Source organism: Sphingobacterium sp. WOUb80, from assembly GCF_050058145.1.
GTDB lineage: Bacteria > Bacteroidota > Bacteroidia > Sphingobacteriales > Sphingobacteriaceae > Sphingobacterium.
On the sequence record NZ_CP165617.1, the window covers coordinates 1,427,274 to 1,450,174 of the forward strand.

Annotated in this window: 21 protein-coding genes; 18 read left to right on the plus strand and 3 right to left on the minus strand. The window is 39.9% G+C overall.

The window, feature by feature from the left end:
* Positions 1-17: 17 nt before the first annotated feature.
* From hemF to trxB, 5 genes are all read left to right on the plus strand, one after another.
* Entirely contained in the window at positions 18-914 is an 897-nt protein-coding gene (hemF, locus tag AB1Z56_RS05610; protein ID WP_309360551.1) for an oxygen-dependent coproporphyrinogen oxidase, read from the plus strand.
* Positions 915-932: 18 nt separating this feature from the next.
* Positions 933-2,192: a M16 family metallopeptidase gene (locus AB1Z56_RS05615; protein WP_313263424.1), complete on the plus strand. Its 1,260-nt coding sequence runs from the start codon at positions 933-935 to the stop codon at positions 2,190-2,192.
* Positions 2,182-3,504: a M16 family metallopeptidase gene (locus AB1Z56_RS05620; RefSeq protein WP_426791375.1), complete on the plus strand. Its 1,323-nt coding sequence runs from the start codon at positions 2,182-2,184 to the stop codon at positions 3,502-3,504. Before AB1Z56_RS05615 ends, AB1Z56_RS05620 begins: the two co-directional genes overlap by 11 nt.
* A gap of 71 nt (positions 3,505-3,575) precedes the next feature.
* A complete protein-coding gene (locus tag AB1Z56_RS05625; RefSeq protein ID WP_309360546.1) occupies positions 3,576-4,529 on the plus strand; it encodes an exonuclease domain-containing protein in 954 nt (317 codons plus the stop codon).
* A gap of 28 nt (positions 4,530-4,557) precedes the next feature.
* The gene (gene trxB, locus AB1Z56_RS05630) at positions 4,558-5,514 is read left to right on the plus strand and encodes a thioredoxin-disulfide reductase (RefSeq protein ID WP_309360544.1); all 957 of its coding nucleotides are present in this window, start codon (positions 4,558-4,560) and stop codon (positions 5,512-5,514) included.
* A 51-nt stretch (positions 5,515-5,565) separates the two neighbouring features.
* On the opposite strand, the gene rnhA is transcribed toward trxB, so the two are convergent.
* A complete protein-coding gene (gene rnhA / locus AB1Z56_RS05635; RefSeq protein ID WP_309360542.1) occupies positions 5,566-6,060 on the minus strand; it encodes a ribonuclease HI in 495 nt (164 codons plus the stop codon).
* Positions 6,061-6,443: 383 nt separating this feature from the next.
* Here rnhA and AB1Z56_RS05640 point away from each other — a divergent pair, with 383 nt between their 5' ends.
* The 4 genes from AB1Z56_RS05640 to AB1Z56_RS05655 all read left to right on the plus strand — a co-directional run bounded on the left by AB1Z56_RS05640 (position 6,444) and on the right by AB1Z56_RS05655 (position 10,805).
* The gene (locus AB1Z56_RS05640; RefSeq protein ID WP_426791376.1) at positions 6,444-8,282 is read left to right on the plus strand and encodes an alpha-L-fucosidase; all 1,839 of its coding nucleotides are present in this window, start codon (positions 6,444-6,446) and stop codon (positions 8,280-8,282) included.
* A gap of 165 nt (positions 8,283-8,447) precedes the next feature.
* A complete protein-coding gene (locus AB1Z56_RS05645; protein WP_426791377.1) occupies positions 8,448-8,903 on the plus strand; it encodes a hypothetical protein in 456 nt (151 codons plus the stop codon).
* Between the two features lie 83 nt (positions 8,904-8,986).
* Complete coding sequence (locus AB1Z56_RS05650; RefSeq protein WP_426791378.1) at positions 8,987-9,676, plus strand: Sir2 family NAD-dependent protein deacetylase; 690 nt, start codon at positions 8,987-8,989, stop codon at positions 9,674-9,676.
* Positions 9,677-9,707: 31 nt separating this feature from the next.
* The gene (locus AB1Z56_RS05655) at positions 9,708-10,805 is read left to right on the plus strand and encodes a DUF2891 domain-containing protein (protein ID WP_426791379.1); all 1,098 of its coding nucleotides are present in this window, start codon (positions 9,708-9,710) and stop codon (positions 10,803-10,805) included.
* Here the strand turns inward: AB1Z56_RS05655 and AB1Z56_RS05660 are convergent.
* Positions 10,791-11,159, minus strand: coding sequence for a winged helix-turn-helix transcriptional regulator (locus tag AB1Z56_RS05660; protein ID WP_309360531.1), 369 nt, complete (start codon positions 11,157-11,159; stop codon positions 10,791-10,793). The genes AB1Z56_RS05655 and AB1Z56_RS05660 overlap by 15 nt on opposite strands.
* Positions 11,160-11,252: 93 nt before the next feature.
* On the opposite strand from AB1Z56_RS05660, the gene AB1Z56_RS05665 reads away from it, so the two are divergent.
* The 4 genes from AB1Z56_RS05665 to AB1Z56_RS05680 all read left to right on the plus strand — a co-directional run bounded on the left by AB1Z56_RS05665 (position 11,253) and on the right by AB1Z56_RS05680 (position 16,011).
* Positions 11,253-11,624 carry a DoxX family protein gene (locus tag AB1Z56_RS05665; protein ID WP_426791380.1) on the plus strand — a complete coding sequence of 124 codons (372 nt, stop codon included), beginning with the start codon at positions 11,253-11,255 and terminating at the stop codon, positions 11,622-11,624.
* Between the two features lie 821 nt (positions 11,625-12,445).
* Positions 12,446-13,156, plus strand: coding sequence for a hypothetical protein (locus tag AB1Z56_RS05670; RefSeq protein ID WP_309360527.1), 711 nt, complete (start codon positions 12,446-12,448; stop codon positions 13,154-13,156).
* 75 nt (positions 13,157-13,231) lie between these two features.
* A complete protein-coding gene (locus tag AB1Z56_RS05675; protein ID WP_309360525.1) occupies positions 13,232-15,472 on the plus strand; it encodes a TonB-dependent receptor in 2,241 nt (746 codons plus the stop codon).
* A 92-nt stretch (positions 15,473-15,564) separates the two neighbouring features.
* The gene (locus AB1Z56_RS05680; RefSeq protein ID WP_313263411.1) at positions 15,565-16,011 is read left to right on the plus strand and encodes a VOC family protein; all 447 of its coding nucleotides are present in this window, start codon (positions 15,565-15,567) and stop codon (positions 16,009-16,011) included.
* 635 nt (positions 16,012-16,646) lie between these two features.
* Here AB1Z56_RS05680 and AB1Z56_RS05685 read toward each other — a convergent pair.
* Positions 16,647-17,432 carry a CPBP family intramembrane glutamic endopeptidase gene (locus AB1Z56_RS05685; RefSeq protein WP_426791381.1) on the minus strand — a complete coding sequence of 262 codons (786 nt, stop codon included), beginning with the start codon at positions 17,430-17,432 and terminating at the stop codon, positions 16,647-16,649.
* Positions 17,433-17,624: 192 nt separating this feature from the next.
* Between AB1Z56_RS05685 and AB1Z56_RS05690 the strand changes: the two genes are divergently transcribed.
* The 5 genes from AB1Z56_RS05690 (at position 17,625) to AB1Z56_RS05710 (ending at position 22,855) form a co-directional block, all read left to right on the plus strand.
* On the plus strand, positions 17,625-18,977 hold the full coding sequence (locus tag AB1Z56_RS05690; RefSeq protein ID WP_426791382.1) for a Gfo/Idh/MocA family protein: 1,353 nt from the start codon (positions 17,625-17,627) through the stop codon (positions 18,975-18,977).
* A 380-nt stretch (positions 18,978-19,357) separates the two neighbouring features.
* The gene (locus tag AB1Z56_RS05695) at positions 19,358-20,284 is read left to right on the plus strand and encodes an NAD-dependent epimerase/dehydratase family protein (protein ID WP_426791383.1); all 927 of its coding nucleotides are present in this window, start codon (positions 19,358-19,360) and stop codon (positions 20,282-20,284) included.
* An 11-nt stretch (positions 20,285-20,295) separates the two neighbouring features.
* Positions 20,296-21,207 carry a helix-turn-helix domain-containing protein gene (locus AB1Z56_RS05700; RefSeq protein WP_426791384.1) on the plus strand — a complete coding sequence of 304 codons (912 nt, stop codon included), beginning with the start codon at positions 20,296-20,298 and terminating at the stop codon, positions 21,205-21,207.
* A gap of 170 nt (positions 21,208-21,377) precedes the next feature.
* Complete coding sequence (locus AB1Z56_RS05705) at positions 21,378-21,962, plus strand: Crp/Fnr family transcriptional regulator (RefSeq protein WP_309360513.1); 585 nt, start codon at positions 21,378-21,380, stop codon at positions 21,960-21,962.
* A gap of 59 nt (positions 21,963-22,021) precedes the next feature.
* Positions 22,022-22,855, plus strand: a complete 834-nt coding sequence (locus tag AB1Z56_RS05710; protein WP_309360511.1) for an alpha/beta fold hydrolase — start codon at positions 22,022-22,024, stop codon at positions 22,853-22,855.
* The last annotated feature ends 46 nt before the right edge of the window (positions 22,856-22,901 follow it).

A 22,901-nucleotide genomic window follows, 5' to 3' on the forward strand; every position in this document is an offset into this window, starting at 1 on the left:
AAGCAGTAATAGAGTAGATGATAACAAAAGAAGCGATTGCTTTAGCCTATAAGGAAATTCAGGACGAAATATGTCAGGCGCTGGAAAAATTGGATGGGTCAGCGCGGTTTGAAGAAGAGCTGTGGGAGAGAGAAGGCGGTGGGGGCGGTCGTACCAGGATTATTCAAAACGGTAATATTCTAGAAAAAGGAGGCGTAAACTTCTCATCTGTGTATGGTAAATTGCCCGAAGCGATCAAAAAATCGTTTGGTGTAGATGAAGATGATTTTTTTGCAACAGGGGTTTCCATTGTGATTCATCCCAATAATCCATGGGTACCAATTATACATATGAACATCCGATATTTCGAACTGAATGATCAGATTCGCTGGTTTGGAGGAGGAATAGATTTGACGCCACATTATGTTAACGAAGAGGATGCTCATTATTTTCATCAGCAGCTGAAAACGGTATGTGATCAGCATGATGCCACGTTCTACGACAAATTTAAGAACTGGGCGGATGATTATTTTTATATCCGTCATCGTCAAGAGACACGTGGCATAGGTGGTGTATTTTACGATAAATTAAATACGGAAAAAACAGGGATGAGCATGGAAGATATTTTCGCTTTTTCTTGTGATCTCGGACGTACCTTTGCGCCGACCTATTCGGCGCTGGTGGAGAAGAACCGCCATAAATCTTTTACTGAGCAGCAAAAGAATTGGCAGTTGATCCGTCGTGGACGCTATGTGGAGTTTAATCTTGTATGGGATTCAGGAACAAAATTCGGACTTGAAACCAATGGCAGAATAGAGTCTATATTGATGAGCTTGCCATCCCAGGCTAATTGGGTGTACGACTATCGTCCTGAGGAAGGCTCAGAAGAAGCCAAGACCTTGTCTTTATTGCGAAAAGGTATTAACTGGATTTAAAAACATCAAAAAAAATAGATGGTTTCTTATCGAAAATTTACGTTAGAAAACGGTCTTCGCGTATTGGTACACGAAGATCATAATACGGCTATGGCCTGTGTCAATATCTTATACGATGTAGGTGCACGGGACGAATCTCCCGACCAAACGGGATTTGCACATTTATTTGAGCACCTGATGTTTGGCGGCAGTATCAATATACCCAATTTTGATACCGAATTACAAAAAGTTGGTGGTGAAAATAATGCATTTACCAGCAATGATATCACAAATTATTACATCACATTGCCATCTTCTAATTTGGAGACTGCCTTATGGCTGGAATCAGACCGCATGTTAAGCTTGGCCTTTTCAGCGCAAAGCTTAGAGGTACAGCGCAATGTTGTGAGCGAGGAGTTCAAACAGCGCTATCTCAATCAACCCTACGGTGACGCATGGCTTAAATTACGTCCTTTGGCTTATCAGGTGCATCCTTACCGTTGGGCAACCATCGGAAAGGAGCTGAAACATATCGAAGAGGCGACAATGGAAGATGTGAAAGCGTTCTTCAAATTGCATTATAATCCGCAGAGCGCGATTATGGTTGTGGCTGGTGATGTCCACTTTGAAGAAGTCAAAGCTTTGACTCAAAAGTGGTTTGGGGATATTGAGGCAGGTGAGAAGTACAATCGGCAGTTGCCAAAAGAGCCTGTGCAAGAGGAGATCAGACGGGAAACTATATGGGCAGAGGTGCCTCTAGATGCACTTTATATGGCTTTCCATGGTCCGGCACGTTTGGAAAAAGGTTATTTCGCCATGGATCTGTTGTCGGATATCTTATCGAGGGGCTCATCTTCTCGCCTCTATCGCCGACTTGTCAAAGAAGAACAACTTTTCAGTGAAATAAACGCGTATGTCATGGGAAGTATTGACAGTAATTTATTTGTGATCGAGGGAAAACCATCGGAGGGAATTTCCCTTGAGGAAGCTGAGCGTGCTGTTTGGGCTGAATTGGATCTTTTGAAATCTGAGCTGGTTCCTGCTGCAGAACTTGAAAAAGTTAAGAATAAGATCGAATCGACCAATGTTTTTGCCGAATTATCCATTTTGGATAAAGCGATGAACTTGGCTTATCATGAACTATTAGGTGACGCAGACGGGATCAATACGGAAGTGTCAAGGTACTTAAAGGTTACTGCCGAAGAGGTTCAAGAGCAGGCTCAGACCATTTTCAGAGCAGAGAATGCTTCTATATTAATGTATAAATCAAAAGAAGAGGAGGCGCTACATGTTGGATAGAACGAAAGCACCAGAGTTTCGTGAAATCGGAAACATCAGTTTGAAAGAACCGATAAAGAAACAATTTGCAAACGGACTGCCTGTATATGTATTTCAGTCACCTGAGCAAGAGCTCGTTCGTATAGAGTGGATATTTGCAAATACCTATCTCGAAGGGCAGCGTGAAAACCCTTTGCTCAATAGTGCTTTAAGTGCCTTGCTTAAAGAAGGTACAAGGACAATGTCCAGTGCAGAGATTGCGGATAAAGTGGATTTTTACGGTGCATTTCTCGTCCCTGAATACTCTTTTGATACCACATCTTTATCGCTTTATACCTTGAATAGGCATAGTCAGGTACTGCTGCCTTTGGTAAAGGATATTTTGACCGAAGCGTCGATTCCGCAGCAAGAATTGGATACCTATTTACGCAATAACAAACAGAAGTTTCAAGTTTCCATTCAAAAGAATGATTACTTGGCACGACGTAAATTCTATAATCTGATCTTTGGCGAAGACAATCGCTACGGGAGGACACCTCAACTTGAAGATTATGATGCGATTACTCGTTCACAGCTGATTGAACTGTACAAGAAAGAAATTGATCCCAGCAATTGTACGTTGATCGTATCCGGAAATGTTTCCGATAGTCTGTTGCAGGAACTTGAACAGATTTTCGGTATTGAATGGCAAGGTGCCGTTGGGACTTCAAGTTTAGATGACCCAATTTTAATCCAGGGTTCCAGCGAATTGGCTTATGAAGAAAAAGACAATGCGCTGCAGTCGGCCATTCGTCTAGGTAATCAGACCATAGGAAGAACCCATCCCGATTATCCTGCATTACAATTTGTCAACACATTGTTGGGCGGTTTTTTTGGTTCCCGTCTTATGCGCAATATCCGCGAGGAAAAAGGATATACGTATAGTATCGGTTCGGCTGTGGCAACCCTGAAACATACTGGTTTTTTAACTATTGTCACGGAAGTAGGTGTGGATGTAACAGGGGCAACCCTGACCGAAATAGAGAAGGAGATCAATGCATTGAAAACGACATTGGCTGCTATTGAAGAGGTAAACCTTGTGAAAACCTATATGGAGGGGTCGATGCTAGGTTCATTGGAAAGTATCTTTTCCCATGCGGACAAATTTAAGAGCGTGCTATTGAACGGGATGACATTAACTTACTATTCTTATTATATGGAGCAGATCAGAAATATGTCACCTGAGAAGGTACGTGATATTGCCAATAAATATTTGGACTTTGACACGATGGTGAAGGTTGTTGTTGGGAAAATAAGCCAAGGGGAACTACTTCATCAAGCGGTTGTAAATTAAATTTCTAAGACTACAAAAATCGAATACTACTTTGTATTTTTGGTTTTTGATAAAAAAGTGTACTATCCAGCATGGAATTAAAATTAAAGAGACCATTGGTATTTTTCGATTTGGAAACTACAGGCGTTAATGTAGCGACGGATCGTATTGTTGAAGTATCATTTCTGAAAGTGATGCCCAATGGTGAAGAAACAGTATATACAAAGAAGATCAATCCGGAAATACCTATTCCCGCGGAGTCCTCTTTTTTTCATGGCATTTATGATGAAGATGTGAAGGATGCGCCTAATTTTAAGGCGATAGCGGTGGAACTGGCAGCATTCATTGCCGATGGAGATCTAGCGGGATATAATTCCAACAAGTTTGATGTACCTATGCTGATGGAAGAATTCCTACGCGCAGGTGTCGATTTTTCTCTGGAGGGTAGAGCATTTGTAGATGTTCAAAATATCTTTCATCAAATGGAACAGCGTACCTTGAAAGCTGCCTATAAATTTTATTGCAATGAAAACCTCGAAAATGCGCACACTGCGGAAGCGGATGTTCGTGCGACATATGAGGTATTGAAAGCACAGCTGACAAAATATGAAGGTGCGGCTTTTGAAGATAAACATGGTGTCGTTTCCCATCCTGTAGTTAACGATGTTGAAGCTTTGCATGCATTTACCAACTTAAGTAAGCCGGTGGATTTTGCTGGACGTCTTGTTTATAATGCCGACGGACAGGAAACGATCAATTTTGGAAAACATAAAGGAAAACCTATTGTAGAAGTATTTGAGCAGGAACCTAGTTACTATGCCTGGATGCAAAATGGAGATTTTCCATTATACACAAAAAAGGTATTGGAAAATATCTGGAATAGATATAAAAAAGAGAAGAACGAGCAAAAAGCTAAAGCGGCTGCCGCTCATTCTGCGGAAGATAGAAAACTTGCGAAAAAGGAATTCAATCAGCAAAAAGAGGAGGCTCCACAGAGCATTTCGTTGGATATGCTGAAAGGATTGCAAGATAAATTTAAAAAATAACTTTAATTAATAGCTTAGAAAAAGGATTATGGAATTCAAACAAGAAGTGGAGCATGTACAGTGTTTGATTATTGGTTCGGGACCAGCAGGTTATACAGCAGCTATTTATGCTGCACGTGCAGATATGAAGCCTGTAGTGTACACTGGTATTGTACCTGGTGGGCAATTGACTCAAACAACCGAGGTGGACAATTTCCCAGGCTATCCAAAAGGTATTACAGGACCTGTGATGATGGAAGATTTGCGCGAGCAGGCAGAACGCTTTGGTACTTCAGTACGTTTTGGATATGTAACCAAAGTAGATTTTACAGGTGCGGTACACCGTGTGGAAATTGACGGAACGGTACAAGTTACCGCTGATACTGTGATTATTGCAACAGGAGCTACCGCGAAGTGGTTAGGCTTGGAATCTGAACAAAAATATAATGGTTTTGGTGTTTCAGCATGTGCTGTATGTGACGGATTTTTCTTTAAAAATCAAGAGGTTGCAATCGTTGGGGCGGGAGATACAGCGGCTGAGGAAGCTACATATCTTGCAAAACTATGTTCAAAAGTACATATGCTGGTGCGCCGTGATGAGTTCCGTGCTTCTAAAGCAATGGTGCACCGTGTCATGAATACGCCAAATATCGAAGTACATTACAATTCTGAGGCGAAAGAAGTTTTAGGAGACGGTCAGGTTGTCACTGGAATTCGCGTTATCAATAATAAAGATCAGTCTGAAAAAGATTTAGAAGTGACAGGTTTCTTTGTTGCGATCGGCCACAAACCAAATACCGAATTGTTTACAGGTGTATTGGATATGGATGAAACCGGATATTTGATCACAAAACCAGATAGTACAGCGACGAATATACCGGGTGTTTTTGCTTGTGGGGATGTTCAGGACAATATTTTCCGTCAGGCAATTACTGCTGCGGGAACAGGTTGTATGGCAGCGCTGGAAGCGGAAAGATATCTCGCTGCGAAGGAAAGCGGCGAATAATCTAAACTAAATAGAATAGGAAAGGGAGCATGTATCAAAATGCTCCCTTTTCTATTTACCTTCTTCCATTTCAAAAACACTGTCAATTTTCCAGTTTGCTTTGTCTTTGGATGCCGCAACCGCCAGACGGTCACAGCGCTCATTTAATGGATGACCCGCATGGCCCTTTACCCAAACAAGGCGAACGCTGTGCAGCTTATACGCATTCATTAAACGCAGCCAAAGGTCCTTATTCTTTTTTCCTGCGAAACCTTTTTGAACCCAGCCATATACCCATTTTTTGTCGATAGCATCAATAACATATTTGGAGTCAGAATACACCGTAACTTGCTGATTCAAGTTTTTTAGGGCCTCAAGGCCAACGATAACAGCCATCAATTCCATTCGGTTATTGGTCGTTTTGCGATAACCACCCGAAAACTCCTTTTCAATCAGCTTTCCTTTAAACGATTCATTATCGCCCGTATAAATTGTTCTTAAAATAGTTCCGTAGCCTCCAGGACCTGGGTTCCCACTGGAAGCGCCATCAGTATATAATTCGATCATACCTTTCAAATATACATGAAGTTTTTGTAAGCACATACAAACAGCTAAAAATGGTCAATACTAGTCCAAATTTTGGCACTTGAAGTAGAAGAATCTATCACCTTTACAAGTTAGATCAATTCAAAGACAGTACATCTCCTTACAAGGGTCGTATATAATAGTTACTTGCAACTTATTTTATAGGTACTTAAAAGGTACTTTATACGTCTTTATCCGAATGAGGTCCGAATGAGGTCCCTATAAAGTCCCTGTTAGGTCCGTTTAAATATTTAATAAATTCCCTAACTTTCTCGATCGTAATTTATCCCTTACATAGTTGTATTGTGCTGATTAATGTGTATTTTGCCGGCTTAAACTCGTTATGTAATCGATAAAATAGCTTTATGAAGTTTCGAAAGATTTCTCTTTTTGTTCTTTTGGCATCGGCGTGCTCAAACGTTTCAGCCCAGAACAAGGTTTCAACACAAAAAATGGATTGGTTTGAAGATGCCAAATTGGGTATTTTTATTCATTGGGGAATTTATTCTGTGGATGGAATCTCAGAGTCCTGGTCATTTTTTAATAATTATATCAATCACGATAATTATATTAAACAGCTCAATGGTTTTACAGCTAAAGATTATCAACCGAGGGAGTGGGCTAAACTAATCAAAGAAGCCGGGGCAAAGTATACGGTGATTACCACTAAGCACCATGATGGGATTTCCATGTGGAATACGAAAGCCGATAAAGCGATCACTACACTGAAAGATGCTGCTGCAAAACAGGATGTCATTACACCTTTTGTGAAAGCAATACAAGAAGAAGGTTTGCATACTGGGCTATATTATTCGCTGCCCGACTGGAGTCATCCCTATTATGATGTTTTTACACGTAATAGAAAACGTTATCAGCTGGCAGATGAACCTGGTCGCTGGACTAATTATGTGCAATATTATCAAAAGCAGCTGACAGAATTGTCGGAGCAGTATAAGCCTGAGTTAATTTGGTTTGACGGAGACTGGGAGCACAGTGCGGAGGAGTGGAAAGCAAAAGAGACATTAAGCCTTTTGCGGAAATACAATCCGAATATTATTATAAACTCACGATTGAATCATCATGGTGATTACGACACACCCGAACAGGGGATTCCTGTAACGCGTCCAGATGCTAAATTTTGGGAGCTTTGTTATACCATGAACGATTCTTGGGGCTATCAGCCTTTTGATAAGAAATATAAATCCCCTAATATGATTATTCGGACCTTGGTCGATTGTATTTCTATGGGGGGGAACTTGTTACTGGATATCGGTCCAAAAGCAGATGGAACAATCCCTGCGGAACAATTAAATATCTTGAAACAGCTGGGAAGATGGACTCATAAACACGCGGCCGCGATCTATGGAACGAGAGCAGGTATTCCTTTTGCTAACTATAATGGGAAATCTGCATTATCAAAAGATGGCAAAACACTTTATCTGTATGTGTACGAACAAAAACCTGAATTGCAACTCAGAGGTTTGGTTAATCATACAGCTATTAAAGGAGTTTCAGTTATAGGTGATGCCTCTTCTAAAGTCAGTGTTAAATCCGAAGACGGGATTGTTCAGGTAGATTTGAAGAAGATTAACTTTGATCAGGATGTTACCGTGATAGCGCTGAATTTCTCAGAAGAACTTCGCTGGACGGCTCCGAAAGAGACTGAAGTGAGTTTAAAATCAGTATTGGATAATAAGTTTACAGATAGAGCTTTAGCGCAGATAGCTTCGACGTTGCATGCAGGTAAAAATATCTTTGACAACTCAGGACTAACCGTGGACGGTATGGAAGCGAAGCTACCTACAACAAACACAACGAATCCGGCGGTAATAAAATGGGTCAAAGACCATGCTGAAGCGCTTTACGAAACAGGGAAGGGTTTGCCTGAGGGGCACTATGAAGGCCTTAGCGCACTTTCAAAAGATCGTCAGACACTCTATCTTTTTGTTGAAGGAAAGCCAACAGGCCCAATAGCGCTTAAAGGTATCAAAAATGGAGTCGCCAGGATCCGATTAGTTGGTGAAGGTTCGATGATAAATCATGAAATCTTTAATAAACTATATTGGAGCAGTATCCCTGGTATTATCTACATTCAGGCACCCGCAGAACGCCTAGATAAAAATATGACAGTTATCGCCGTATTACTGGATGCCCCAGTGCAATTGTACCGGGAGAAAGTCGGTGCTATTGAGAATAACCTTTAACTGGCCGAATTGTCTTCAATGAGTTAAAGCAAAAGCCTGGGATAATAAAATATCCTAGGCTTTTTTATGTGCGATCTAAACCATTCTAATCTATTTTTTGTTTTAATCAGTCCATTTTTCTCCTCAATTGTCGTGCAGAAGTATTTTTTATTATAACTTAGGCTTATGAATCTGATCAAAACTGTGTTTATTCCGTTTTTTATTTTCATTAGTATTTCTTGTTCTTCCGGTGATGGAAGTAAATCCGACAGATTGCGGGCAGATTCGCTCACAAACGAAGTAGTGAATGGAAAGATGAATATCGAAGTACTAGCGAAGTCGAGTGAATTTATGTACTTCAATGAGAAGTATTTTCATGAGCCGGCAGATTTAAAAGTTATTCCAGCTTTTGATAAGGTGCAGATTCAAGTGGTTACCTACCGTATTTATCAGCATGTTCGTCTGGAAGATAACCGATATCGATTTAATGTGGAAAAAGCCCGTGAACTGCATATTCCAAACAGGGCCTTTGTGTATTATCAACGCTCCTTTGATGAGATGAACCGTAAAGCGGCGGCAAGTAAAGACTCTATCAGACTGGAACTCCCCCATGACTATGCGTCCATGTTGATAAATGAATAATCGCTCCCAGGTAGTAACGGGTAGTGATGGTTCTATAAAAGGTTGGTTTTAAAGCTGTATATTGGTAAACGATTAGATCTAACATGAGAAAAAAGAATATTGTTGTATTGACTGGGGCAGGTATTTCTGCAGAAAGTGGTATACCTACATTTCGGGATGCAAATGGATTGTGGGAAGGACATGATGTGATGGAGGTAGCTTCAATTGAAGGCTGGTATAAAAATCCAGTTTTGGTTCAGGAGTTTTATAATCTGCGTAGGAAAAATGCCTTGGCGGCAAATGCAAATGCAGCTCACCATGCCTTAGTTGAATTGGAATCAGAATACCAGGTCAGTATTATCACGCAGAATGTGGATCTATTACATGAGCAGGCCGGATCATCACATATTATTCATTTACATGGCCGCTTGGATCAGGCAAAATCATCTATTGATGACCGCTTGGTTTACCCTATCATCGGTGATGAGATAAAAATGGGAGATCTTTGTGAGAAAGGTAGCCAGCTAAGACCTAATATAGTTTGGTTTGGGGAAGCAGTACCGGCAATCGAAGAGGCTGCAGCTTTAGTTTCGGAAGCTGATATCTTAATTATCGTAGGTACCTCTTTGCAAGTTTATCCCGCAGCAGGACTCAAAGAATTTGCGTCTAATCATTGCCAGATCTTTTTAATTGATAAAAAGATAGCTAATCATACTGTTTTGCGTAACGTACAATGTTTTGAGGAGGCCGCTACAGTTGCCGTTCCTAAGTTGGTAGAACAATTACTTGGTTAATGTTGTGTAATATTTTGTAATATAGTAGTTTATGAAAAATATAGTGGGAATTTTTTGTGCTTCAGTTGTTTTTATGGCCTGCCAAAATAATTCGAATATCGATGTAAATACGAGTACAAATGATAAGCCTTTGACATTAGATAGCGTGCAGGCCAGGCATTTACTCAGCTTGCCTTTACATTGTATCGAGGTGGAATATCCCAATAAGTTAGGTCAGGTACTGGGTAGTGATGGCGATCTAAAAGCACCTCGTACTTTGCATCCGATTTTTTACGGTTGTTTTGATTGGCATTCTTCTGTGCATGGTTATTGGTCAATTGTGCATATTTTGAAAGCATTTCCCAATTTGGATAGCTCGGGTAGAATTCGTCGTCAATTGAACCGAAATATCACAGCGGAGAATGTGGCAATTGAATTGGCTTTCTTTCAGGACAAGAATAATAAAAACTTTGAGCGTACGTATGGATGGGCCTGGTTGTTGCAGCTCCAGAAAGAATTACTAACCTGGGAAGATGCAGACGCAAAACGCTGGGCTTCGAATCTTGAGCCTTTGGTAAAACATATCGTAAAATCCTATCAGGAATATCTGCCCAAGTTAGTCTATCCGATTCGGACTGGCTACCATGATAATTCAGCATTTGGTCTTTCCCTATCTTTAGATTATGCTAGAAGCTCAGGGAATGCAACATTTGAAAAATCATTAATGACGAATGCGTCACGATTATATAACCATGATAAAAACTGCAATATCTCTTTTGAGCCAAGTGGGAGCGATTTTCTTTCTCCCTGTCTTGAAGAAGCTCTTTGTATGAGCCTGGTTATGCAGCAGGAGGACTATCGCAAGTGGCTGAAGGATTTTATGCCTGAGCTATTTAATCCGGATTTTAATTTGGAACCGGGCATTGTGAAAGACCGTACCGATGGCCACCTGGTTCATCTGGATGGACTGAACTTTAGCCGGGCGACCTGTCTGAACGGTATTGCTAAAGCACTGCCAGAATTGAACTACCTGCATAAACTGGCCAATAAGCATTTAAGCTATTCTTTGCCTAATATCACAACGACGGATGACTATATGGGGTCACACTGGCTGGGTACATTTGCGCTTTATGCACTATCGGCGCATTGAGTCGGGGAGATGATCTTCTCCCCAATCATCCATTAGCGTTAATATTTGTTCAAGCGAACGACCAAGCTCCGTTAATTGATATTCAACTTTTGGAGGGACCTGTTGATACACTGTTCGAGATATTAAACGATCCTGTTCCAGTTCCTTTAATTTCGCTATCAGCATACGCTCAGATATTCCTACGAGCCTTTTCCGCAGCTCACCATAACGGAGTTTATCCTCATTAAGAAGATAGGAAAGGATGTTTATTTTCCATCTGCCGCCGATTGCGGCTAATGTATATGCAATACCACAGTGATCTTTCCAATATAATTCATTGATATGATTGGTTGAATTCTCTTTTCTCGGGTTCATACTTACTTTTTTGTTGGTATCATACAATCTTGTATGTACTGTTATTTCAACAAATTAATAAAGAAATTTGTAAGAAAAACAAAAAATATAGAAATGGAAATAATTAAATCAATCGTTCATTGGTTAAGCTATGCTTACTATCTTTATGTATTTGGCTATGCATCCTTATTCAAAGTCTTTCAGAAAACGTCTATGATACAGAGTATGCATTCATTAGGATTTAATAAATTTTGGACAATAGGTATTGGACTCGGCGAGCTAATAGGAGTACTGTTGCTCTTGGGGGGCTTGTATAATCCGCAGTTTAAGAACTTGGCTGTGCTGCTATTGTTTCCATTTGCAGTCGGTGCATTTACAGCGCATATGGCACATCAAGAGTACCATCATTTCTACAATTCGTTGATCATGTGCTTTCTCAGTATTATTTTGCTAGCTACGGATAAAACATTTAAAATTATTCTCTAGCTTCTATGTGGAGATAAACGCGATCATAAAAAACCTTTAAAAGAGGGAATTGTACGATCGAAATTTAGAAAATATATCATCAATATAATGGGATTGAAAAATTCGTGATTTGTGCTAGTTTAAATTTGCTGCTTTAGTGCTGGTGAATCTTATTTTTTGGTTTTAATGGGTTTTTAAGTGTTTTTTCTGTTATTTACAAGATCTGCTTAAATAACTATATTATATTATTTGGTTAGAAAAGGGCTATAAAATTCAAGATTTGTGCTACTCAATAGAGTCCGTCTTGCAATAAATTTGATGTATTATTCCTGTGGGGATGTTATATACTATGTATAAGTATTTAAGACATATTTTTATTGTAATGCCCATTGTTTGTTTCTGTTTACTCTTGACAGGCAAAATAAACAAGGGTGTCATTTCACAGCCTGACTACAATAGCTCCCCAAAAACGGCAATCGTGTCTTCACCATCCCATTTTGATTTTTATCTTGGATCGATCGAAGAATGCTCATTTGAATTGAGTTATGATCAGCATTTAGAATATGCTGTTTGGCTCTGTACCTTAGGACTGATTCTACCTATTTTCTTGCTATTTACGGATAAGAAATCCTGGCATAACTTTTATGAACTTCAGAATAAATATCTGTCCAACAGACTACCTGACAGGTGTATCCTTTACCATTCCTTCAAAATTTACAGTTAAATCCCTTTTCCCTTTGGTGAATGTCATTGGTTGAGTCAACTGACGGCTAAAACCTATGCAATAATTCTTTGTTTGAAGAAAGCGGTTCAATCCTGCGCTTCACTATTAACTCATTTACATGAACACAACACTTTATGCATTAGCTATTACAGCTATTACGATCAGTTTTTTTCATACTGCTTCGGGCCCCGATCATTATCTGCCATTTATTGTACTGTCAAAATCAAAAAAATGGTCATTAGCCAAAACCATACTATGGACTATTATATGTGGACTTGGACACGTTTTCAGTTCAGTTATATTGGGTATTATTGGAGTTTATCTTGGTTGGCAGCTGAATAAAATCAGCTGGTTACAGGATATGCGTGGGAATGTCTCCAGTTGGGCGCTCTTTATTTTTGGACTAGGATATCTGGTTTATGGAATCTGGAAAATGTCAAAGAAGCATTCCCACAAGCATTTTGACGTCATGGGAGATGAGGTTTACGTACATGAACATGCACATGGAAAAAGCGCACCAGGCCATCATCACCATCACAATAAGACGAAGGTGACCCCTTTGGTGTTGTTTGCAATTTTCGTTATGGGGCCATCCGAACCATTGATTCCACTTCTCTTTTTTTCGGGTGCGCACCGATCAATGCCAGAGGTGATTACATTAATAAGCACTTTTACAATAACGACAGTGATTACAATGGTAGGTATGGTATTATTGGGAATTTATGGATATAATTTACTCAATACCGAAAAACTCGATAGGTATGTCCATGCCATCAGTGGTGCTGTATTATCAATTTGCGGAGCGGGTATGTTATTTCTTGGATGGTAATTTTCGGTGATAGTAGAATTTTAAACAGTATGAACGGAGGTATTAAACTGCCTAAACTTAATTTATTAGAAGATAATGATGAATAAACGTCAAATCACCTTTTTTACATTGCTATTAGTAACAACTGTACATGGATATGCACAGCAGCGTGTAATTCAGGGGACTGTAAGAGATAAAGACAGTAAACAGAAATTAGAAGAGGTTAATATACAGTATCAACGCGGGATAAAGCACAGTCATACAGCAGCAAACGGTACTTTTTCGGTGCAGCCGGGAATATTCCCTGATACATTATTATTGAGCCGGGTTGGCTATCTCGATCAGACGTACATACTAAAAGATGCGGGGTCTCCGATTGAGATCGAGATGCACAAGAACGAGGTGCAATTGAGCCAAATTCAAGTCGACGCTTTTAATAGTAGCAAAACGCTGAGTAAGGTTGATTTAAATAAGATCCCTGTTAATTCGGCACAAGATTTATTACGGAAAGTTCCCGGACTCTTTATTGCGCAGCATGCCGGAGGAGGGAAGGCAGAACAGATTTTTCTGCGCGGGTTTGACAATGACCACGGTACAGATATTGCCGTTAGTGCAGATGGTATTCCCGTCAATATGGTTTCTCATGCCCACGGTCAGGGGTATGCAGATCTCCATTTTATAATTCCCGAAACAGTGAAGGATATTGACTTTGGCAAGGGTGCTTATTATGCAGACAAAGGTGATTTGAATACGTCGGGGTACGTTAATTTTACCACCTTGGATCATTTGGATAACAATCTTTTTAAGGTAGAAGGAGGCTCTTTTGACTCGTGGCGGACAGTAGCCATGTTTAATTTATTGAACAATCACGAGCAGAATAAATATGCCTATGCTGCAGGCGAGTTTAATTATTCAAATGGACCTTTTGATATAAAGCAAAATTTTAGCAGGGTCAATCTATTCGCAAAATATAATCAATGGATTGATGAAAAACATTATATCAACATTCAGGGATCTGTTTTCAGTTCGGGTTGGAATGCGTCCGGGCAGATTCCGGAACGTGCTGTCCGTCAGGGACTGATTAGCCGATGGGGGTCAATTGATTCTACTGAAGGAGGAAACACATCCCGCATGAATTTGGCTATGCAATATCGGGCTTTGATTAGTGACAACGAAAGCTGGGAAAGCAACGTTTATCTGTCCCGATATAAATTTCAATTGTTTTCGGATTTTACCTTTTTTCTGAAAGATCCGGTACATGGAGATGAAATAGAACAGGTTGATAATCGATACCTGTACGGTATCGAAAATAAATACAATCGCCAATTTCATTTTGACCATAGTCAGCTTTCTTGGACATCGGGTTTTGGGCTCCGAGTGGATGATATCAAAGATCTTCAACTAAACCATGTCTATCAGCGCGACGAATTGTTAGATCGGCTTTCGCATATTTCGGGCGTAGAAATGAATCTGCATGCCTATAGCAATCTAGATTGGCGTATTGGAAAATGGACTATTAATCCTGCTGTGCGTGTCGATCACTTGATTTTTAACTTGCATGATAAGCTTAAAAGCGATCCTGCAGGTCAAGAAGCTTCCGCGACAAGAATTAGTCCAAAGCTGAACTTCGGATATACGTTCAATAATAGAGCTCAGTTGTATCTGAAAACCGGTATGGGATTTCATTCCAATGATATCAGGGTAGTGATGGAACAAAAAGGTAAAGATATCATGCCCTTTTCCTATGGTGCAGATCTTGGCTTGATCTGGAAGCCAACTGACAATCTCTTTATTCAGCCAGCTTTATGGGGACTGTATCTTCAGCAAGAGTTTGTATATGTAGGCGACGAGGCTGTCGTTGAGCCTTCGGGAAAAACAAAACGTCTAGGGGCCGATTTAAGTCTGCGCTATCAGGCAACACCTTGGCTATATCTCGACGGAGACATCAACTATGCTTATGCGAGGGCAATTGACGAACCAAAAGGGGAAGATTATATCCCTCTTGTTCCTTCTTTAACAAGTACGGGAGGGATATCGGTAAAGCTGCCACTTGGAATCTCTGCAAATTTGCGATACCGGTATATGAATACAAAACCAGCGATAGAGGATAACTCAGTACGGGCTAAAGGTTACTTTGTCAATGATCTGCTGCTGAACTATGGGATGGGGAAATGGAATTTTTTGCTACAAATCCAGAATTTGTTTAACACCAAGTGGAATGAGGCCCAGTTTGAAACTGAGACCCGCTTAAGAAATGAACAGCAGCCTGTTTCCGAATTACATTTCACGCCCGGAACGCCTTTTATGGTAAAAGCAGGATTGAGTTATAAATTTTAGGTGCTGATTGTGATTGGTTTATGGCAACTTTAAGTTTTCGTGTGTATCTTTAATCTAGATTGCTAACACCTTATTGATAAATATGATATATTATGAAAAGGAGCAGGTTACTTAGAATGGATAATATGGGCATCGTAGTGGAATCGTTGGATAAAACGATTTCGTTCTTTTCTGAACTTGGATTGCATCTGGAAGGGCGATCCATAGTCGAAGGCGAATGGGCAGGTAAAGTTACAGGGCTTGGCGCACAGAAAGTCGAGATTGCGATGATGGTGACGCCAGATGGACACAGCCGATTGGAGCTTTCAAGGTTTATTGATCCAGCGATAATTGCAGATCATAGAAATGTGCCTGTCAACGCCTTGGGCTATTTGCGGGCGATGTTTACCGTTGAGGATATAGATGATGTGCTGGAGAGGCTAATTGGCAATCATGAGGCTGTCCTGGTTGGCGAAGTTGTACAATACGAAAATGCGTATCGTCTTTGTTATCTAAGAGGAGTAGAGGGATTATTGATTGGCTTAGCACAACCGCTATAAGGTAATTGATATGAATTGAATCGCTGTGCGAAAAAAGAAAATTTAAGAAATTTCTATGTTGTACAAAATAAATAGAAAACTAAGACGTTATTGATACAAATACTTTTCATAAAATAGGTTAATATATGGCTAAGACCCTAGAGTTCCCCGCTCTAGGGCTTTTTTATAGGTATACCTGTGAGAATAACGAAGTTTAGCACAATCTGTTTGGATTGTGTTCTTTCCTGATCGATAAAGCGAAATTTATGGGCTAGATGAAAGCCATGAGGAAGGCCTAAGCATCTATTTTTTTAGATGCTGTTTTCAATATGAACTCGTCATTACGTTCATTACCGGTTTTACAATTTTGCCCAAACTGGATGTAATTTAGGCAATTTTTGAACATGTGGTCATTAGTACAATCACACATAAGACGAGCAATATAATAACTGATGTGGTGTAAGGCGTTCTTCTCATAATACTTTTTTTTACTTAGTAGTTTACAAAAGCCGTGCCTTTATTTTTAGAACTTGCAGTAAGTCTGGTTGTTGTAGCTTCGTGTCTACAGGATAGTCGATATGAATACGGGCATTATAGTTGGTAAAAGCTCTTACCGATGGTATGTACGCCGATTTTGGGATTAATGGATCTGGCTACTATAGTTTCTTTGAAACGATGTTTTTTTTTGATAGCAGATAGACGATCAACATACCTAAAAGCATTACGATGGTATAGGCAATAAACGCGATGTTTTCAGACTGATGCTCACTGCCCTTTGCAACACTTTCTATCCATAACCCCGTATTATTTTTAAAGCCCAAAGCCCAATGGGTTAGGTTCCAGCCGAAGTGCAGTCCAATAGATAGTGCAATATTTCGGGTTCTTAGTACTGCGAGACCAAAAAGCACAGCTCCAAGTCCTGAACCCAGTAATGCGGCCTTTAGTGTAAAACCGGTAAATAGATGTTCTAAAATAAAAACAAGTACCATAATCGAAAAGGCTACAACAGTGCCGAGTTTATCTTTCAGGCGCCATAAGAAATAGGTTCTAAAAACCAACTCTTCCCGACAGGCTACGAAGAAGTATAGAAGAACATGTATTGCCAATAATTTGGGGTCGATAGAGACCTGTTTCTTAAAAGATACTTCGGCAAAATTTGTTAGTATCATAACCATAAGGCCGACCATAATAATACCTAAGCATAAGCCAGCACTAAAATTGATCATACTCTTTTTGTTAAATCCTAACCCAATTTGAGAAAAACTAATTTTATCCCAAGCTTTGAACAAGTAAACTAAACCCAAGCTGAGCAATGTCGCGAGGCTAAGTGAAAATAGGTCGGGGAACATAGTTTGTTTGGTTATGCCCGCAGCGAAAGCAAACACTACGAGGGAAGCAAAGTAAAATAATATTACTTTAAAAAATACCATTTCTCTTTTCATGTCTTCATTGTTTAGCTGATATGAATTTACGTTATTTTGGCTTAAATGAAAAAAATGGGGTGCTATTTGTTGATCTTAAAGTACAGGTCTTGTTTCCCTCGTTAGGATCTTTTGTTTGAAACGCGTTTTGCCACTTAAAATACGTTGGTTTATCGCTTGTTTTTCTTATATTAGGCAATAAACCAATGAATTATGACTATGATCAATCTAAATCGGAGAAAATTTATTCAAGGAGCGGGGGCAGTTTTAACTTTATCAGCCTTAGAAGTTAAGGGCCTTTCTTTTCGTGATGCGATTAAAAATTTTCGGGTCGGATTGATTGGTGCAGGTTGGTATGGGAAAAGTGATTTATTCCGTTTAATTCAGGTTCGGGATGTCGATGTGGTTGCCATATGTGACGTAGACAACAATCAGTTGCAGGAAGCTGGGCGGCTGATTAGTGAGCGTCAAATTTCAAAAAAAATTCCAAAACTTTATAAAGATTATAGGGAAATGCTTGCCAATCATAAGTTCGATCTGATTCTCATTGGAACGCCAGATCACTGGCATGCCAGACAGGCTATTGATGCGATGCGCTCGGGTGCTCACCTCTATTTACAGAAACCGATCAGTGTTGATGTGCTCGAAGGGGATGCTATATGGCGTGCTGCAAGACAATATAACCGGAAAGTTCAAGTGGGAACACAACGGAGAAGTACAGCCCATCTCATTGATGCCAAAAAGAGGGTGATCGATAGTGGCTTACTTGGTAAGATTTCGCATGTGGAAATGTGCTGCTATTATCATATGCGAAAGAACGGAAATCCACCGATCGAGCCGGTTCCAGATTTCTTGGATTACGAACTTTGGACCGGTCCAGCGCCTTTGCGGGATTATGATGGTTTGCCTCATGGTGGTTGGTGGCGAACTTTTATGGCCTACGGGAATGGCATAACTGGGGATATGGGAATGCATATGTTTGATACTGTGCGTTGGCTTCTGCAGCTTAAATGGCCCAAAAGCGTGCAAGCGAAAGGTGGTATTTATGTCCAAAAAGGAGGGAAATCTACGATTGCAGATACGCAGACAGCCCTATTTGAATATGAAGATCTTAATTGTATATGGCAGCATAGGACATGGGGGACAGCAGCAGACCCTGAATACCCTTGGGCATTTGTGATATATGGTGACAAGGGGACTTTAAAGGGAAGTGTGATGAAATATGAATTTATTCCAATCGGAGAAGGCAAGCCCATCCGGCAAGATGTTATCTTAGAAAAAGAGAAGTTCCCCCAAGATTTGACGGAGCACCGAATCGAGTTGCATACAGCTCCTGCAACGAGACGGCATATGCTTGACCTTTTATCGGCAATTGAAAATAATCATCTTCCTGTAGCAGATATTGAAGAGGGCTATATCTCCACCGCAAGCTGCATTTTGGCCAATTTGTCGATGCAGTTAAATCGCCCCTTGATTTATGACCCAATACAAAAAATATGTGTTGATGACCCTGAAGCGACTCAGTTACTGCAAAGACCGTATCGCAGTCCTTGGCAACATCCTTAATAACAATCACTAGAGATAGGCCTGAGTTTTCACTAATAAACAATCTCTTATGGAACTTCATATATCCAGTTTTTTCATAATCTTATTTTAGTTTTTTATAAGTTAACGCTCAGATACCTTACCGATGTTTAAATTAGGAGAATCTTTGCTGTATTCGGCCTAGAAAACGGAGATTTTGTTACAATTTACCTAAATTCGGTTACTCAGGTTGTCGGCGTTCTTCCCATTTTTGTAGCATAAAATAATGAATAGCTATAGGTCAAGTGGCCTGAGAAAAGTTGAGGTCGGGTGTTATTAGGTATTGAACCTAGGGATGCGGTAAATTGAACAAATGACAATATACCGGTATCAGATGGTTAAAACATAGAAAAAGGAATATTATGCAGACGATATTGGGTGCCAATGGGCAAATTGGAGAGGAGCTGGCTCGGGAGCTAAAGCGGAATTTTACTTCTGCTATCCGTATAGTCAGTCGGAACGCAAAAAAAGTTAATGATACTGACGAAGTTTTTTCCGCTGATCTAACGATCCGTGATCAGGCGATCGAGGCGGTGAAAGGGAGTGACATTGCCTATTTCACTTTAGGGCTTCCCATAAGTTCGGATCTGTGGGAGGATCAGTTTCCACTTATTCTTCGTCATGTGATTGATGCTTGTAAGGTCAACGGTACTAAACTTGTCTTTTTTGATAATACCTATATGTATCCTCAAGATGATCGTGTTTTGACGGAGGAAAGTACATTTGCTCCTGTCGGAAGAAAGGGAAAAGTGCGCCGGAAAATGGCCGAAATGGTACTCGCTGAAATGGCATCGGGCCAGCTTGAAGCAGTTATTTGCCGAGCGCCTGAATTTTATGGTCCGGGCAAAACACAAAGCATTACCAATACCCTAATTTTTCATAATATCAAAGCGGATAAAAAACTGAAAGTGCCTTTACGTGTCGATAAAAAACGAAGTTTGATTTGGACTCCCGATGCGAGTCGAGCAACCGCACTTATCGGAAATACCCCTGATGCATATGGACAGACCTGGCATTTGCCTGTAGATAAAGCGCATCCCACGTACCGGGAGTTTATCAGAATGGCAGCAAACATTTACGGTAAAGAGTTTAAATATACTGTAGTTCCCAAATTTATCTTTAAAATAGGCGCTTTATTCAACAAGCAGTTAAAGGAACTTTTGGAACTTCTTCCACGATACGAACACAATAATTTATTTGATGATTCAAAGTTTAGAAATAGATTTCCTGAATTTGAGGTTACGTCTTACGCAGCGGGAATCGATCAGATTAAACAGGGCAAGTTTTAACCTATTCAAAGATGAGAGCACCAGAAAAAATTTCATCAATTAACACATTACATCAGTATTTGAAGCTTAAAAGGCCTGCAAATCCTCTTATTAGTGTCTTTAATTTTGATGAAGTCAAATTGGACCAGGTTACTGTGATTGGAGCAATAACGACCGATTTTTATGTCATTGCGTTAAAGAAAGACTGTGACAGTGGAAAATGTAAATATGGGCAGCAATATTATGACTTTGACGAAGGTATTATGTATTTTATTGCGCCACATCAAGTTGTGCAATTTGAAGATGTATTATTGAATGCCGTGAAAGGTTTTGTTTTAGTTGTCCATCCAGATTTCTTATATGGCTATGCACTCGCTTCGCAGATTAAGGAATATGGCTATTTTTCCTATACTGTTAATGAAGCGCTCTACCTCTATGAAAGAGAGGAAAAATCAATTGTTGATATCATCGATAATATGGAACAAGAGATTGAAAGCAATATGGATTCCTTTACCCAGAACCTGCTTGTGTCGAATTTAGACCTGTTGTTAACTTATTGTGATCGCTTCTATAATCGCCAATTCCTGACAAGGAAAAACGTGAACAGCGATTTGCTTTCGCGGTTTGAAATTCTATTGGACGATTATTTTAAAATAGATCGATTGATCTTAAATGGTATTCCTACGGTACATGCTCTTGCAGACGAACTTCATATGAGTGCCAATTATCTGAGTGATATGCTCAGGTCGCTAACGGGACAGACTACACAACAGCATATACAGGACAGGTTGATAGAAAAGGCCAAAGAGCTTCTTTCTACGACAACAATGTCTGTTTCAGAAATTGCTTATCAATTGGGATTTGAGCATCCACAATCATTTCATCGTTTATTTAAAAATCGTACATCTCGCTCTCCATTGGAGTTTAGGTCATCATTTAATTGATAAACGGTTTTTAATGGGAGAATTAATTGCAGCTTGTTGCCCAGAGAAAATTAGGAACCCGCGTTGTGGTGTTCATGTATAATTAATATAGGGATGAACTGCAGTTAAAGTCTATTTTGTAGGTTCGCAGCACGATTAACCAATAAGATTAACCAATAAAATAGACCAAAATGATACATCATGAACTGTTGACTCTGTTCAACACGATACAAAAACTCGACGAGTCCGAAGTGGAACTTATTTGTACCCTTTTCAAACCCGCCTTTCTAAAGAAAGATGAGTTTTTTCTCAGAGAGGGGAAGTATAATAACCAAATAGCATTTTTGAGGAAAGGTATGATTAGATATTTTGTCTACAAGAAAGGGGAGGAATCTACCCTTGAGTTTACCAAGGAAGGAGAATTTATTGGTGAGTATCAAAGCTTTTCTAACCGGAAGCAATCCATTCAAAATTTACAGGCGATAGAGGACTGTGAGCTGTTAGTTATATCCTATGGTGACTTACAGCATTTTTTTTCTGTGAGCAAAAATGGAAATTTAATTGGCCGTCTTATTATCGAACATCGTTTCAATAGGATGATCAGTCAGCTTTTGTCTATCTATATGCATACACCCGAAGAACGTTATAAATATTTTATAGCAAATTATAGAGATCTTTCCCAACGTATACCGCAATATCTCCTTGCATCCTATATTGGGGTGCAACCGCAGTCTTTGAGCAGGATTAGAAAACGCATCGCAAAGGAAATTTCTTAACTTGGGTTAACCAATCCTTGTTACATCGATTTCTAACTTTATAAAAAAATAAGAAGTTTATGAAAAGAATGTATTCACTATTGGTTAGCCTTTTACTTCTCGCTTGTAGTAAGGATAACAAAGCAAATTCGGACAATTTTCGAAATGAGCTGATCGATCTCGGTAAAAGTAAGATCTCAACGTATTTCGTAGAGAAGGATAGCAAATATCTTGTCGTTCTTGAATCGGGATTAGCAGATGATCATCAGATTTGGCAAAAGAAAAAAGTTGCTGAAAGAATTGCCGAAAACAGTTCTGTATTGTTGTATGACCGTGGAGGATATGGAAAGTCGACGCTTGAAAATGGTCCTAGAGACATACCGAAACTAAGTGCGGAGCTTGAACTCGTTATTAGCAAGTTTGCGAAGGGTCGAAAGGTGATCCTGATAGGCCATTCTGTTGGCGGTTTGGTCATCCGAGATTTTGCCGTCAAATATCCAGATCGCGTTGCAGGATTGCTTTTCGTTGATACCTCTCATGAATATTACAACAAGCCAGATCAAGCAATGGAAGATCAGGTTTATAAGGCTTTTGTTTCCGCATATGGTGAAAATTCTGGTGCAGCCAAGGAAGCGCAACAATTGTTGGAAGATTTTGATTATATGAGCCATATCGGTATGTTGCCACACATCCCTGTTTTCGCCATAACGAGCATGAAAAAAGATCAGGCAAACAATGCTTCTGATGAGGCCTATGGTAAAACACGCCAAGACTGGTTCGACGCGCATGAATTATTGAAAAAGAATACGAGCGATTTTGTTCACCTAACAACAACAGTTTCTGGTCACAATATTATGCTTGAGGAACCAACTTTGGTTATCAGTGCATTTTCACAACTGCTGGGCAAGCTTTAGGAGAACCTAACCGGCATTCAATCTTATAGCCTGCCGCCAAGCTGAT

Bases quoted from the DNA above. Each gene is read 5' to 3' on its own strand.
- hemF (WP_309360551.1), top strand. From the start codon at position 18: ATGATAACAAAAGAAGCGATTGCTTTAGCCTATAAGGAAATTCAGGAC.
- AB1Z56_RS05615 (WP_313263424.1), top strand. From the start codon at position 933: ATGGTTTCTTATCGAAAATTTACGTTAGAAAACGGTCTTCGCGTATTG.
- AB1Z56_RS05620 (WP_426791375.1), top strand. From the start codon at position 2,182: ATGTTGGATAGAACGAAAGCACCAGAGTTTCGTGAAATCGGAAACATC.
- AB1Z56_RS05625 (WP_309360546.1), top strand. From the start codon at position 3,576: ATGGAATTAAAATTAAAGAGACCATTGGTATTTTTCGATTTGGAAACT.
- trxB (WP_309360544.1), top strand. From the start codon at position 4,558: ATGGAATTCAAACAAGAAGTGGAGCATGTACAGTGTTTGATTATTGGT.
- rnhA (WP_309360542.1), bottom strand. From the start codon at position 6,060: ATGATCGAATTATATACTGATGGCGCTTCCAGTGGGAACCCAGGTCCT.
- AB1Z56_RS05640 (WP_426791376.1), top strand. From the start codon at position 6,444: ATGAAGTTTCGAAAGATTTCTCTTTTTGTTCTTTTGGCATCGGCGTGC.
- AB1Z56_RS05645 (WP_426791377.1), top strand. From the start codon at position 8,448: ATGAATCTGATCAAAACTGTGTTTATTCCGTTTTTTATTTTCATTAGT.
- AB1Z56_RS05650 (WP_426791378.1), top strand. From the start codon at position 8,987: ATGAGAAAAAAGAATATTGTTGTATTGACTGGGGCAGGTATTTCTGCA.
- AB1Z56_RS05655 (WP_426791379.1), top strand. From the start codon at position 9,708: ATGAAAAATATAGTGGGAATTTTTTGTGCTTCAGTTGTTTTTATGGCC.
- AB1Z56_RS05660 (WP_309360531.1), bottom strand. From the start codon at position 11,159: ATGAACCCGAGAAAAGAGAATTCAACCAATCATATCAATGAATTATAT.
- AB1Z56_RS05665 (WP_426791380.1), top strand. From the start codon at position 11,253: ATGGAAATAATTAAATCAATCGTTCATTGGTTAAGCTATGCTTACTAT.
- AB1Z56_RS05670 (WP_309360527.1), top strand. From the start codon at position 12,446: ATGAACACAACACTTTATGCATTAGCTATTACAGCTATTACGATCAGT.
- AB1Z56_RS05675 (WP_309360525.1), top strand. From the start codon at position 13,232: ATGATGAATAAACGTCAAATCACCTTTTTTACATTGCTATTAGTAACA.
- AB1Z56_RS05680 (WP_313263411.1), top strand. From the start codon at position 15,565: ATGAAAAGGAGCAGGTTACTTAGAATGGATAATATGGGCATCGTAGTG.
- AB1Z56_RS05685 (WP_426791381.1), bottom strand. From the start codon at position 17,432: ATGAAAAGAGAAATGGTATTTTTTAAAGTAATATTATTTTACTTTGCT.
- AB1Z56_RS05690 (WP_426791382.1), top strand. From the start codon at position 17,625: ATGACTATGATCAATCTAAATCGGAGAAAATTTATTCAAGGAGCGGGG.
- AB1Z56_RS05695 (WP_426791383.1), top strand. From the start codon at position 19,358: ATGCAGACGATATTGGGTGCCAATGGGCAAATTGGAGAGGAGCTGGCT.
- AB1Z56_RS05700 (WP_426791384.1), top strand. From the start codon at position 20,296: ATGAGAGCACCAGAAAAAATTTCATCAATTAACACATTACATCAGTAT.
- AB1Z56_RS05705 (WP_309360513.1), top strand. From the start codon at position 21,378: ATGATACATCATGAACTGTTGACTCTGTTCAACACGATACAAAAACTC.
- AB1Z56_RS05710 (WP_309360511.1), top strand. From the start codon at position 22,022: ATGAAAAGAATGTATTCACTATTGGTTAGCCTTTTACTTCTCGCTTGT.